The 13,245-nt window shown below is 68.2% G+C and carries 7 protein-coding genes; 3 read left to right on the forward strand and 4 right to left on the reverse strand.

Annotation, left to right across the window (positions count from 1 at the left end):
• Positions 1–29: 29 nt before the first annotated feature.
• Positions 30–4,244, forward strand: a complete 4,215-nt coding sequence (locus tag QTI20_RS15670; RefSeq protein WP_286552221.1) for an OmpA family protein — start codon at positions 30–32, stop codon at positions 4,242–4,244.
• A 27-nt stretch (positions 4,245–4,271) separates the two neighbouring features.
• On the opposite strand, the gene QTI20_RS15675 is transcribed toward QTI20_RS15670, so the two are convergent.
• On the reverse strand, positions 4,272–4,754 hold the full coding sequence (locus QTI20_RS15675; RefSeq protein WP_183023974.1) for an Lrp/AsnC family transcriptional regulator: 483 nt from the start codon (positions 4,752–4,754) through the stop codon (positions 4,272–4,274).
• Positions 4,755–4,875: 121 nt separating this feature from the next.
• Here QTI20_RS15675 and hppD point away from each other — a divergent pair, with 121 nt between their 5' ends.
• Both hppD and phhA read left to right on the forward strand, forming a co-directional pair.
• On the forward strand, positions 4,876–5,964 hold the full coding sequence (hppD, locus tag QTI20_RS15680) for a 4-hydroxyphenylpyruvate dioxygenase (protein ID WP_286552224.1): 1,089 nt from the start codon (positions 4,876–4,878) through the stop codon (positions 5,962–5,964).
• A 2-nt stretch (positions 5,965–5,966) separates the two neighbouring features.
• Positions 5,967–6,866, forward strand: coding sequence for a phenylalanine 4-monooxygenase (gene phhA / locus QTI20_RS15685; protein ID WP_286552225.1), 900 nt, complete (start codon positions 5,967–5,969; stop codon positions 6,864–6,866).
• Positions 6,867–7,076: 210 nt separating this feature from the next.
• Here phhA and QTI20_RS15690 read toward each other — a convergent pair whose 3' ends face one another.
• From QTI20_RS15690 to dnaG, 3 genes are all read right to left on the reverse strand, one after another.
• The gene (locus QTI20_RS15690; RefSeq protein WP_286552228.1) at positions 7,077–8,309 is read right to left on the reverse strand and encodes a multidrug effflux MFS transporter; all 1,233 of its coding nucleotides are present in this window, start codon (positions 8,307–8,309) and stop codon (positions 7,077–7,079) included.
• 153 nt (positions 8,310–8,462) lie between these two features.
• A complete protein-coding gene (gene rpoD, locus QTI20_RS15695) occupies positions 8,463–10,814 on the reverse strand; it encodes an RNA polymerase sigma factor RpoD (protein WP_286552230.1) in 2,352 nt (783 codons plus the stop codon).
• Between the two features lie 359 nt (positions 10,815–11,173).
• Complete coding sequence (gene dnaG, locus QTI20_RS15700; protein WP_286552232.1) at positions 11,174–13,243, reverse strand: DNA primase; 2,070 nt, start codon at positions 13,241–13,243, stop codon at positions 11,174–11,176.
• Positions 13,244–13,245: the final 2 nt, after the last annotated feature.

Here is a 13,245-nt window from a genome sequence, read left to right on the forward strand (position 1 = left end):
CGCAACCGATTTCGACCCAGCGAGCCTCCATGAGAAAGCTTCCGAAGCGCATCGCCCTGGCGAGCGCCGTCACCAGTGCCTGCTTCGCCATGGGCTGGGCCGCGGCCCAGACCCCGGGATCAGACAGCCGCCACGGCAGCGCCGAAGTGCGCGGCCGCATGCTCGACCGCAGCGCGGCCGACCCGCGCGCGGTGGAGATCTCCGGCACCGACGTTATTCCGCGCAGCGCCGAGCGCGAACTGCCGAAGGCGGTCTTCGTGCTGGGTGACCCGCGCGAGCGCGTGGGCGGCACGCCCGCCAGCACCATCGCCGCGCAGCAGGTGCCGCGCAGCGACAGCAGCACGCCGCGCTTCGCCTCCGGCGCCGACCTGCTGCGGCCCGACGACCGCGAGCGCCTCGACCAGATCGTGGCGCAGGTGAAGGGCCGCACCGGCCTGCGCTTCGAGATCGTCGGCCACACCGACGTGCAGCGCATCAGCCCGCAGCTGCAGCCGCGCTTCGTCGACAACCAGGCCCTGGGCCTGGCGCGCGCCGAGCAGGTGGGCCGCTACCTGACGCAGCAGCTGGGCCTGCCCGCGGGCGCGGCCAGTGCCGCCTCGCGCGGCGAGCGCGAGCCGCTGGCCACGCCGGCGCAGGACCCGGCCAACTGGGCCGCGAACCGGCGCGTCGAGGTGCGCGTCTACTGGACCGAGGTGACGCCGGCCATCGTGCGCCCCGGCACGCCCGCCACCGACCCCACGGCCTGCGGCACGCTGACCGCCTTCGGCACCGACGAGGCGCCGCTGCGCATCACGGTCGACGGCCAGCTGCTGGGCGCCGACGGCATCGCCGCCACCAGCGCCGACCGCCAGCGCTGCGTCGACGTGCAGCTCGAGCGCAACCAGCTGCGCCTGCAGTACGACAACCTGTCGGCACCGCGCCGCCTGAGCGCCGCCGCATGGCCCGCCACCGTGGTGGCCGGCGACACCGTGCGCTTCGCCGGCTACAGCAACTACCGCCTGTTCACCGCCAAGGCCGAGCTGCGCCTGTTCACCGCCAACGACGTGATGCAGCGCCGTCCGCTGGCCACCGTGCCGCTCGACGCCGAGATGCGCGGCGAGTGGACCGTGCCCGCCGGCCTGCTCGAACGCCACGCCGACGCCGGTGGCGGCAAGATCTACTACCGCCTGCGCGTCTACGACCGCCAGGGCCGCTTCGACGAGACCGACGACCTGTCGCTGTCGGTGGCCGAGCGCCACGTGCCCGACCTCAAGACGCCCGAGCCCGAGCGCGAGCTGCTGCAGGCCTACGGCAAGAGCAACCTCGCGATCGCCAACATCCCGCTGCAGGCCGGCACGGTGACCGCCAGCGGCGCGTCGATCCGCCCGGGCGAGACGGTGCGCGCACTGGGCTTCGCGGTGCCGGTGGACGACAACGGCCGCTTCGTGTTCCAGCAGCTGGTGCCGCGCCGCGTGCAGACCGGCGAGATCGCCGTGGTCGACGCGCAGGGCGCCGCGCGCATCTACCGCCGCGACTTCGACCTGCCGACCAGCGACTGGTTCTTCATCGGCCAGGCCGACCTCACGATCGGCAAGAACAGCGTCAGCGGCCCGGCCGCGCTGGTGACCAACGACCGCAACCGCTACGGCGGCGGCAGCTGGAGCGAAGGCCGCCTGGCGGGCTATGCCAAGGGCCAGCTCAACGACCGGTGGACACTGACCGCCAGCCTCGACACCGAGGAGCGTCCGCTCGACGAGATGTTCCGCAACCTCGACCACAAGGACCCGACCTCGCTGTTCCGGCGCTTCGACCCGACCGAGTCGTGGAGCACCTTCGGCGACGACTCGACCTCGATCGAGGACGCGCCGACCCAGGGCCGCTTCTACCTGCGCGTGGACGACGGCCGCTCGCAGGCCATGTGGGGCAACTTCAAGCTCAACTTCGGCGACACCGAACTGACCCGCATCAGCCGCGGCCTCTACGGCTTCTACGGCCGCTACCTGGGCGACGAGACCACCTCCTTCGGCGAGGCACGGCTCAAGGTCGACGCCTATGCGGCCGAGCCTGGCACGCTGGCGGCGCGCGAGGAATTCCGCGGCACCGGCGGCTCGCTCTACTACCTGCGCAACCAGGACATCACGCGCGGCGCCGAGCGCGTGAGCATCGAGATCCGCGACCGCGACTCGGGCTTCGTGCTCAAGCGCTCGCAGCTGGTGCCGACCTCCGACTACGAGATCGACTACCTGCAGGGCCGTGTGCTGCTGTCCTCGCCGCTGTCCAGCCTGGCCGACGACGGCTCGCTGGTGCGCGCCGGCGGCTTCGCGGGCATGCCGGTCTACCTGGTGGTGGACTACGAGTACACGCCGCTCACGAGTTCGCTCGACACCATGGCGACGGGCGCGCGCGTGTCGTGGTGGGCCAACGACCACGTGGGCGTGGGCGTGACCGCCGCACGCCAGGACCAGATCGGCGCCGACCAGCGCCTGGCCGGTGCCGACCTCACGCTGCGCAAGACCGAGAGCACCTACCTCAAGGCCGAGGTCGCGCGCAGCGAAGGCCCGGGCACGCACCAGCTCAACTCGCTGGACGGCGGCTTCAACTTCAGCTCGACGCAGTTCGGCAACGGGCCGTCGGGCCGGGCCAACGCCTGGCGCCTCGAAGGCCAGGGCGACCTGCGCGACTTCGGCATCGCCTCGGGCGGCCGCATCGGCGCCTACACCCAGTCGCGCGACGCGGGCTTCTCCGCGCCCGGCCAGTACGCGAGCAACCAGACCACGCAGGTGGGCGCCTCGGCCAACGTGCCGATCGGCGAGACCGGCGAGCTGCGCCTGAAGGCCGACCGCCGCGACGAACGCGACGGCTACAACAGCGACGTGCTCGATGTGCAGTACGGCTGGCAGTTCGCGCCGGCGTGGAAGCTGGGCCTGGGCCTGCGCCATGACGAGAAGAGTGGGGACGCGGTCATCACCAGCCCTTCGCTGCCCAGCACGCAGGCGGTGCACGGCGAGCGCACCGATGCCGCGGTGCAGCTCGAGTACACCGGCGCCGAGCGCTACAGCCTCTACGGCTTCGCGCAGAAGAGCCTGCGCACGACCGGCACGCGGCAGGAGAACGACCGCCTGGGCCTGGGCGGCAAGTACCGCGTGAACGACAAGCTGGCGCTGCGCGCCGAGGTCTCGGGCGGCGACGGCGGCGCGGCCGGCAAGGCCGGCGTCGACTACCAGTACGACGACCGCTCCAGCGTCTACATGACCTATGTGGCCGACACCGGCCGCACCGACGAGAACCTGATCGGCCGCGGCGGCAACCTCGTGACCGGCGCGCGCTCGCGCGTCGGCGACGGGCTCACGCTGTTCACCGAGCACCGCCAGAGCACCGGCACCCAGCCAGGCCTGACCCATGCCTACGGCGTGCAGTACGCGCCCGACACGCGCTGGACCTTCGGCCTGAACTTCGAGAACGGCTGGATCGGCGCCGAGACCCTGGGCGTGATGAAGCGCGAGGCCGTGGCCACCACGGCCGGCTATTCGAGCGAGACCGTCAAGTACAGCGGCGGCATCGAGTACCGCAAGGACGCGGGCGCGGTGGAAGAGCGCACCAGCTGGCTGCTGAAGAATTCCTTCAGCTGGAAGGTGGACCGGGACGCGCGCTGGATCGGCAAGCTCAACTGGGCCGACAGCGACAGCAGCAGCGGCGCGCTCAATGCCGCCAAGTACACCGAGGCCATGATCGGCTACGGCCTGCGCCCGGCGCTCAACGACAAGCTGAACCTGCTGTTCAAGTACACCTTCCTCTACGACCTCTCGTCGCCGGGGCAGGTGGTCAACACCGGCCTGGACAGCAACATGGGCACGGTCAACAGCACCGGCATCGACTACCAGCAGCGCAGCCACGTGTTCGCGGTCGATGCGACCTACGACATCAACCAGCGCTGGACGATCGGCGGCAAATACGCCTGGCGCCGCGGCGACCTGCGCGCGAGCCGCGACAACTCGGCGCCCTGGTTCAAGAGCACGGCCGAACTCGCCGTGGTCCGCGTCGACTGGAAGCTGGTGCGCAACTGGGACTGGATGCTGGAACTGCGCTCGCTGCGCGCCAAGGAACTGCAGGACCGCAAGACCGGCTGGCTCACGGCCGGCTATTACCACGTCAACGAGAACTTCAAGGTCGGCGTGGGCTACAACTTCACCGACTACTCCGACGACCTGACCGACCTGAGCTACCGCAGCAAGGGCTTCTTCCTCAACGTGCTCGGGAAGTTCTGATCGGGCGGCCCCCGCATTGCGCGGGGGCTAAATCGGTAAAGCCGTGGTGGTCTTGACCTTGTCGAGCACGAAGCTGGTCTTGCAGTCCTGCACGCTGGGGTGCTTGAGCAGCGTGTCCATCACGAAGCGCGAGTAGTGCGCCATGTCGGCCACCACCACGCGCAGCAGGTAGTCCATGTCGCCGGTGAGCGAGGCGCACTCGATCACCTCGGGCCAGCCCTGGATGGAGGCGCGGAAGGCGTCCATCGGGTTGCGCTTGTGGCTCTCGGTGTGCTTTTCCAGCCGCACGTTGATGTAGGCCGTGAGCGGCAGGCCCACGCGCTCGGGCCGCAGCAGCGCCACATAGCCCTGGATCACGCCCGATTCCTCCAGCCGCTTGACCCGCCGCAAGGTGGCGGACGAGGACAGGCTGACCTGCGCCGCCAGTTCGTCGTAGGTGGCGCGGCCGTTGGCCTGCAACGCGCGAAGCACGCGCAGATCGATGGTGTCGAGTTCGACTGGAGCGCTCATGCGCTATATTTTGCAGGAATCCTGCGTTGCCTGCCTCGGTGCGGCCCCAAGTTGCAGGAATCGTGTGTGGCGAGGGCCTAGCATCGAGTGCAACCCCACCCGCATTTTCTGGAGACACACGATGGCCGACCTGTACGACAACCCCATGGGCCTGCAAGGCTTCGAATTCGTCGAGTTCGCATCGCCCACGCCGGGCGTGCTCGAACCGGTGTTCGAGATGATGGGCTTCACGCTCGTGGCCAAGCACCGTTCGAAGGACGTGGTGCTGTACCGCCAGGGCGACATCAACTTCATCGTCAACCGCGAGCCCAAGAGCGCGGCCGCCTACTTCGCGGCCGAGCACGGCCCGTCGGCCTGCGGCATGGCCTTCCGCGTGAAGGATGCCCACAAGGCCTACAACCGCGCGCTCGAACTCGGTGCCCAGCCGATCGAGATCCCCACCGGCCCGATGGAACTGCGCCTGCCGGCCATCAAGGGCATCGGCGGCGCGCCGCTGTACCTGATCGACCGCTTCGAGGAAGGCAAGTCGATCTACGACATCGACTTCGAATTCATCGAAGGCGTGGAGCGCCACCCGGTCGGCCACGGCTTGAAGCTCATCGACCACCTGACGCACAACGTCTACCGCGGCCGCATGACCTTCTGGGCCGACTTCTACGAGAAGCTGTTCAACTTCCGCGAAATCCGCTACTTCGACATCTCGGGCGAGTACACCGGCCTGACCTCGAAGGCCATGACCGCGCCCGACGGCATGATCCGCATCCCGCTCAACGAGGAATCGAAGAAGGGCGGCGGCCAGATCGAGGAGTTCCTGATGCAGTTCAACGGCGAAGGCATCCAGCACATCGCGCTGATCTGCGACAACCTCCAGGACGCGGTCGACAAGCTGGCGCTGGCCGGCGTGCAGACCGCCACCGCGCCCAACGACATCTACTACGAGATGCTCGACGGCCGCCTGCCGGGCCACGGCCAGAACGTGGCGGAACTGCAGGCGCGCGGCATCCTGATGGACGGCACCACCGAAGGCGGCCATGCGCGCCTGCTGCTGCAGATCTTCTCCACGCCGACCTTCGGCCCGGTGTTCTTCGAGTTCATCGAGCGCCGCGGCGACTACCGCGAAGGCTTCGGCGAGGGCAACTTCAAGGCGCTGTTCGAATCGCTGGAGCGCGACCAGATCCGCCGCGGCGTCCTCGACACCACCGAGGCCTGAACATGCTCGCCGCCGAAGGGACCAAGCACGGGCTCGCGGCCGGCGATGCGGCCCCGCCCGAGCGTCCGGACTGGACCATCGACCAGGGCTGGAGCAACTACACGCCGGCCGAGCATGCGGTGTGGAAGACGCTGTTCGAGCGCCAGACCAAGCTGCTGCCCGGCCGGGCCTGCGACGAATTCGTCGAGGGCATGAAGAACCTGCCCATCGGTGCCGAGCGCATTCCCGACTTCGAGGAACTCAGCGAGGTGCTGATGCAGCGCACCGGCTGGCAGGTGGTGGCCGTGCCGGGCCTGGTGCCCGACGAGGTGTTCTTCGAGCACCTGGCCAACCGGCGCTTCCCGTCGGGCAACTTCATCCGCAAGCCGCACGAGCTCGATTACCTGGAAGAGCCCGACGTCTTCCACGACGTGTTCGGCCATGTGCCGATGCTGATGAACCCGTCCATCGCCGACTACATCCAGGCCTACGGCCAGGGCGGCCTCCGCGCGAAGGAGCTGGGCGTGCTCGACAAGCTGGCGCGGGTCTACTGGTACACGGTGGAGTTCGGCCTGATCCAGCAGCGCGACGGCCTGCGCATCTACGGCGCGGGCATCGCGTCCTCGCGCACCGAGAGCGTCTTCTCGCTCGAGGACGCCTCGCCCAACCGCATCGGCTTCGACCTGGAACGCGTGATGCGGACGAACTACCGCATCGACGATTTCCAGGAAAGCTACTTCGTCATCGACAGCCTGGCCCAGCTGCTCGAACTCGCCAAGATCGACTTCGCGCCGATCTACGAACGCATCGCCGGCCAACCCGAACACCAGCCCGGCGACGTGCTGCCGAGCGACCGCGTGCTGGTGCGCGGCACGGGGCAGTACCACGACGCCAAGCGCCGGACTGCATCAGCAGCCGCCTGAGTACGTCCGGTCTTTTCCAGGGACACCGCGGAACCGGCTTTGCCGGGCCGCTGGTGTCGCCCCCGGAAGGGGGAAGGCGAAGCGACACGAAGTGCGCGAGCCCTCGGGGGAGAGCCAAGTGCTACCGCGGAACCGGCTTTGCCGGGCCGCTGGTGTCGCCCCCTGGGGGGAGGGCGAAGCGGACACGAAGTGCCGCGAGCCTTCGGGGGGCTAATATTCAGTCACCTGGCGCCCGATTTCTGGCCAGCGCTTGTGCAGCCACACCCACGCCACCAGCCCGATCCCCATCATCAGGATCGAGGTGATGGCCAGGGCCAGCGTCGAATGCATCACCAGCGGCGCGATCAGGCCGGCCACCAGGCCGTTGGCGGTCGAGCCGATCACCGCCTGCAGTGACGAGGCCATGCCGCGGCGCTCGGGGTGCAGGTCGAGCACCAGCAGGGTCACGACCGGCACCATCAGCGCCCAGCCGAAGGCGAAGAAGCCGATCGGCCACATGGCCCAGGCCGGATGCGGCGCGAACAGCGCGTTGGCCGCCACGTTGACCAGCGAGGTCGCGAGCATGATCACGAAGCCGTCGCGGATCTGCCGCTTGGGCGGCACCTTGCCCGCCATGCGGCCGCTGGCCCAGGCGCCGGCCATGATGCCGCCGATGGTCAGCAGGAAGAACCAGAAGAACTGGGTCGGCGCGAGCTGCAGGTGGTCGCCCAGGAAGGCCGGCGCCGACAGCACGTAGAGGAACATGCCGTTGAAGGGCACGCCGCTGGCGAGCGCGAGCAGCAGGAAGCGCGGGTCGGAGCACAGGTCCCAGTAGCCGCGCATCAGGTGGCGCGCATGGAAGGGCTGGCGATGCGTGGGGTGCAGCGTCTCGGGCAGCAGTTTCCAGTTGGCCACGAACAGCACCACGCCCACGCCCACCAGGAACCAGAAGATGCTGTGCCAGCCCGCGTGCACGAACAGGAAGCCGCCCACGATGGGCGCGATGGCCGGCGCCACGCCGAAGTAGATCGTGACCTGCGCCATCACCTTCTGCGCCTCGGCCGGCGGGAACATGTCGCGGATCACCGCGCGCGAGACCACGATGCCCGCGCCGGTCGACAGGCCCTGCAGCGCCCGGAACAGCACCAGCTGGCCGATGGTCTGCGACAGCGCGCAGCCCAGCGAGGCGAGGGTGAACACCGCCAGCCCCCAGAGCACCACCGGCCGGCGGCCGAAGCTGTCCGACAGCGCGCCGTGGAACAGGTTCATGAAGGCGAAGCCGAACAGGTAGGCCGACAGCGTCTGCTGCATCTCGACCGGCGTGGCGCCGATCGAGCGCGCGATGCCCGAGAAGGCCGGGATGTAGGTGTCGATCGAGAACGGGCCCAGCATGCCGAGCACGGCCAGCAGCACCGCCAGGGCCCAGCGGGGCGCTTTCCAGAGGGTTTGTGCGTCAGGATTCATGGAAAACGGGTACGGAAGGCAGGGGACGCCAAGGTTTCGCAGAAGGCGCGGAAGAGGCAGAAGCAAAAAAAGGAACCGCCAGTATGGGGTTCCTTTTTTGCGATCTCTGCGTCACTTCCGCGTCCACTGCGTCAGGAAGTGCGCCTAGGGGCTTTACAGCGTGTCGATGAACGAACGCAGCTTGTCCGAACGCGAGGGGTGCTTGAGCTTGCGCAGCGCCTTGGCCTCGATCTGGCGGATGCGTTCACGCGTCACGTCGAACTGCTTGCCGACTTCTTCCAGCGTGTGGTCGGTCGACATCTCGATGCCGAAGCGCATGCGCAGCACCTTGGCTTCGCGCGGCGTCAGCGAGTCGAGGATGTCCTTGACCACGTCGCGCAGGCCGGCCTGCATCGCGGCCTCGATGGGCGCCGTGTTGCTGCTGTCCTCGATGAAGTCGCCCAGGTGCGAATCGTCGTCGTCGCCGATCGGCGTTTCCATGGAGATCGGCTCTTTGGCGATCTTCATGATCTTGCGGATCTTGTCTTCCGGGATCTCCATCTTCGCGGCCAGGATGCCGGCGTCGGGCTCGAAGCCGAATTCCTGCAGATGCTGGCGCGAGATGCGGTTCATCTTGTTGATCGTCTCGATCATGTGCACCGGGATCCGGATGGTGCGGGCCTGGTCGGCGATCGAGCGCGTGATGGCCTGGCGGATCCACCAGGTGGCGTAGGTCGAGAACTTGTAGCCGCGACGGTATTCGAACTTGTCGACCGCCTTCATCAGGCCGATGTTGCCCTCCTGGATCAGGTCCAGGAACTGCAGGCCGCGGTTGGTGTACTTCTTGGCGATGGAGATCACGAGGCGCAGGTTGGCCTCGATCATTTCCTTCTTGGCATCGCGCGACGAGCGTTCGCCGTCGTTCATGCGCTTGTTGATGTCCTTGAGCTGGGTCAGCGGCACCACCACGCTCGACTGGATGTCGGCGAGCTTCTGCTGCAGTTCCTGCACCGGCGGGATGTTGCGCGCGAGCACGGTGCTCCAGGGCTTGCCGGCCGCGGCCTGCTTCTCGACCCACTTCTGGTTCAGCAGGTTGGAGGCGATGCGGTTGCCGTTCTTGTCGTAGCCGCTGAAGTCGCGGATGAAGTCTTCCTGCGGGAAGCCGCACTTGTCCACGATGATGCGGCGCAGCTCGCGTTCCTTCTTGCGCACGTCGTCGACCTGCGTGCGCACCAGGTCGCACAGCTTCTCGATGGTCTTGGCCGTGAAGCGGATGGTCATCAGCTCGTCGGACATGGCCTGCTGCGCCTTGTCGTAGGCCGGCGTGCCGTAGCCTTCCTTCTCGTAGATCTTGTGGATCTTCTCGAACATGGCGGCGATGCGGTCGAAGCGCTCGAGCGCGTCGCGCTTGAGTTCTTCCAGCTTCTTGGTCAGCGCCTTGGAGCCGCCCTTGCCGTCGTCGTCGTCTTCCTCGTCGAATTCGTCGAAGTCTTCCTCGGCCACGTAGTCGTCGGCCTCGTTGGGGTTCGAGAAGCCGTCGACGATGGTCGAGATCACGACCTTGCCTTCACGGATGGTGCCGGCCATTTCCAGGATCGCGGCGATGGTCGCGGGCGATGCGGAGATCGCTTCCATCATGGCCATCAGGCCGCCTTCGATGCGCTTGGCGATCTCGATTTCGCCTTCGCGGGTCAGCAGCTCGACCGTGCCCATTTCGCGCATGTACATGCGGACCGGGTCGGTGGTGCGGCCGAATTCGCTGTCCACGGTGGACAGCGCGGCTTCGGCTTCTTCTTCCGCTTCCTCGACGGTGGCGGCGGTCGGCGCGACGTTGTTCTGGAACAGCGTCTCGGCATCCGGCGTCTGCTCGTAGACGGCCACGCCCATGTCGTTGAGCATCGTGACCACGACTTCCATGGTCTCGGCGTCGACCAGCTTGTCGGGCAAGTGGTCGGAGATTTCGCCCTGCGTCAGGTAGCCGCGGGTCTTGCCCAGCGTGATCAGGGTCTTGAGGCGCGAACGGCGCTTGGCCATGTCCTCTTCGGACAGGACGGTCTCGTCCAGGCCGAATTCCTTCATCAAGGCGCGTTCCTTCGCCTTGCTGATCTTCATGCGCAGCGGCTTGACCTTCTCGACCGTGGCCGTCTCGGTGCTGGCGGTGGTGGTCTCTTCCTCGGCGAACTCGGCTTCGACGTCGGAGAAGTCCTCTTCGATCTCACCGGCGTCGGCGCCGGCCTTGGGCTTGCGGCCGCGCTTGGCGCCGGTGGCAGCCGTGGCGGTGCCGGCGGCTTTGGGAGGGCGACCGACCTTCTTGGCGGTGGCGGGGGCGGCGGCCTTGGCGGCGGCGGTCTTGGTCGGGTCGGCAGGAGGCGTTTTCGTGGGCACGGGTTTCACTTTCGTTGCGGCAGTCGCCTTGGACGCGGAGGCACTCTTCTTTGCAGGTGCAGGCGACGCTGCCGCTTTCAACGGTTTGGCCCCGGCGGGTTTCTTGGCGACGGACACGGCAGGCTTCTTTGAACTGGGCATACGACCTCGTAGGACAAGAATGAAACAAGCGGAATCACAGGCGCCACTGACCCGGCGCGGGCACGGACACAAGTCACGAGGAAGCGGGCCACGTCGACACGAGGGAGCAGGGCTCTGTCGTGCGAGCGAACCGAAGTCCCCTCAAGAAGCAAGATGTAGGGCGAACATTTGGTATGCAATCCTTGCGGTGTATTGACCCGTTTCCCTATGGGAAGTGCATTGCGCGTGGGGTCGGCCCGGAGGTGTTGCTGTCGCTCTTGCTTCCATTCGCCGCGAGGCGAAGCCTTACATTATAGCGTCAAGCCCTTTTTCAAGGGGTGGTTTACCCTGCCGGGGCCCGTTCACGCTGTTTTCCGGGTCTAGCCGGGCACCGAAGGCTTGAGCCGATGGCGCAGTTCCAGGCGCCGCTTCTCGAGCGCCTTGTAGCGCTCCAGCGCCTGCGGATCGCTGCCCACGGCGGCGATCGCCTCGCTCTGGCGGGCCTTGAGCAGGTCGTCGAGCATGAAGTCGAGCACGTTGCGCAGTTCCTTGGCGGCATCGGCCGCCTGCTCGCCCTCGGGATCGGCGACGGGGCCGCCGTCCGGCCCGCTCATCAGGCGTTCGACCATGGGCTCGAAAGGCTGGCCGCGCAGGCCTTCGCGCAGCGCGGCCCAGGGCTGGACGCCATGCTCGTGCATCTGGCCGTCGAGCCAGGTGAACAGCTGGCCATGCTCGCCCGGCAGTGCGCACAGCAGCTCGTGCAGCTCGTGCGACTGGGCTTCCCATTCGTGCATGTTCGACAGCAGCAGCCGCGCCGCCACGTCGGCCCGGCCCGGCGGGCGCAGGCGCGGCCGGGTCGCCGAGCCCTCGGTGGACCCGAAGCTGCCGCGTGCGCTGCGCCAGTCGCCGCCCTGGCCTTTGCCCTTGCCCTTGCCGCCCCAGCTGCCGCGGTCCTTGCGCTTGCCCCAGCCCGCGCTGATCGGCGTGCCGTCGTCCTCGTAGCGCTGGCCGCCGCCCTCCTGCGGGCCCGGGTGGGCCTGGTAGCCCTGGTAGTCCGAGGAAGAAGCCTCCGGGAAGTCGAGGTAGTCCGGCGGCGCGTCGCGCGAGGCCTCGCGGGGCGCGTCGCGGCGGGCCCCGCCGCGCGCCGGGGCCGCGGCGGACCACAGCGCCTCGATGTCGGCGGCGCCCAGCTGCACCAGCTCGGCGATCTCGCCCAGCAGCTGCCGCTTCAGGGCGCCGTCGGGCATGGCGCTCCAGAGCGGGCGGGCGTTGGCCGTCATGTGGGCGCGGCCTTCGGCGCTGCCCAGGTCGCAGCCTTCGCGCGCGGCCTCGATCATGAAGCGGCTCAGCGGCGTGGCCTCGCTCACGAAGCGGGCGAAGGCCTCGGCGCCGTGCTCGCGGATGAAGCTGTCGGGGTCGTGCTCGGCCGGCAGGAACAGGAACTTGACGCTGCGCACGTCGGTGGCATAGGGCAGGGCGCCGTCGAGCGCCTTGCGCGCCGCGCGCCGGCCCGCGGCGTCGCCGTCGAAGCTGAAGACCACCGAGTCGGTGAAGCGGAACAGCTTCTGCACATGCTCGGTGGTGCAGGCCGTGCCCAGCGTGGCGACGGCATTGGGAAAGCCCAGCTGCGCCAGCGCCACCACGTCCATGTAACCCTCGGTGACCAGCGCGTAGCCGCGGTCGCGGAAGGCGGCGCGGGCCTCGTACAGGCCGTAGAGCTCGCGGCCCTTGCTGAACACCGGCGTCTCGGGCGAGTTGAGGTACTTGGGCTTCTCGTCGCCCAGCACCCGGCCGCCGAAGCCGATGCACTCGCCCTTGACGTTGCGGATCGGGAACATCACGCGGTCGCGGAAGCGGTCGTAGCGCTTGTCCTCGCCGTCCTCGCCCACGATCACCAGGCCGCTTTCGGCCAGCAGCGGGTTGTCGTACTCGGGGAACACGCCGGCCAGCGTGCGCCAGCCCGGCGGCGCATAGCCGATGCCGAACTGCTTGGCGACCTCGCCCGAGACGCCGCGGCCCTTGAGGTACTCGATGGCGCCGGGCGCCTGTCGCAGGTGCTTGCGGTAGGCCTCGCCGGCTTTTTCGAGCACGTCGGTCAGCGTGGCCTGCTTCTGGCGCTGGTTGGCGGCGCGGGCGCGCTCCTCGGGGGAGGCGTCGTCCTCGGGCACCTGCAGGCCGTACTGGCCGGCCAGGTCGTGCACCGCCTCGACGAAGCCCATGCCCGCATGTTCCATCAGGAAACCGATGGCGTTGCCGTGCACGCCGCAGCCGAAGCAGTGATAGAACTGCTTGGTCGGGCTGACCGAGAACGAGGGCGACTTCTCGCCATGGAAGGGGCACAGCCCCATGAAATTGGCGCCGGCCTTCTTGAGCGGCACGTAGCGCCCGACGATTTCCACCACGTCGGCGCGCGCGATGAGTTCCTGGATGAAAGAAGCGGGGATGGTCATGG

Source organism: Variovorax sp. J2P1-31 (genome assembly GCF_030317215.1).
Classification (GTDB): Bacteria; Pseudomonadota; Gammaproteobacteria; order Burkholderiales; family Burkholderiaceae_C; genus Variovorax.

Coding starts and splice junctions, on each gene's coding strand:
- phhA (WP_286552225.1), top strand. CDS start 5,967: ATGCTCGCCGCCGAAGGGACCAAGCACGGGCTCGCGGCCGGCGATGCG.
- QTI20_RS15690 (WP_286552228.1), bottom strand. CDS start 8,309: ATGAATCCTGACGCACAAACCCTCTGGAAAGCGCCCCGCTGGGCCCTG.
- QTI20_RS15675 (WP_183023974.1), bottom strand. CDS start 4,754: ATGAGCGCTCCAGTCGAACTCGACACCATCGATCTGCGCGTGCTTCGC.
- hppD (WP_286552224.1), top strand. CDS start 4,876: ATGGCCGACCTGTACGACAACCCCATGGGCCTGCAAGGCTTCGAATTC.
- dnaG (WP_286552232.1), bottom strand. CDS start 13,243: ATGACCATCCCCGCTTCTTTCATCCAGGAACTCATCGCGCGCGCCGAC.
- QTI20_RS15670 (WP_286552221.1), top strand. CDS start 30: ATGAGAAAGCTTCCGAAGCGCATCGCCCTGGCGAGCGCCGTCACCAGT.
- rpoD (WP_286552230.1), bottom strand. CDS start 10,814: ATGCCCAGTTCAAAGAAGCCTGCCGTGTCCGTCGCCAAGAAACCCGCC.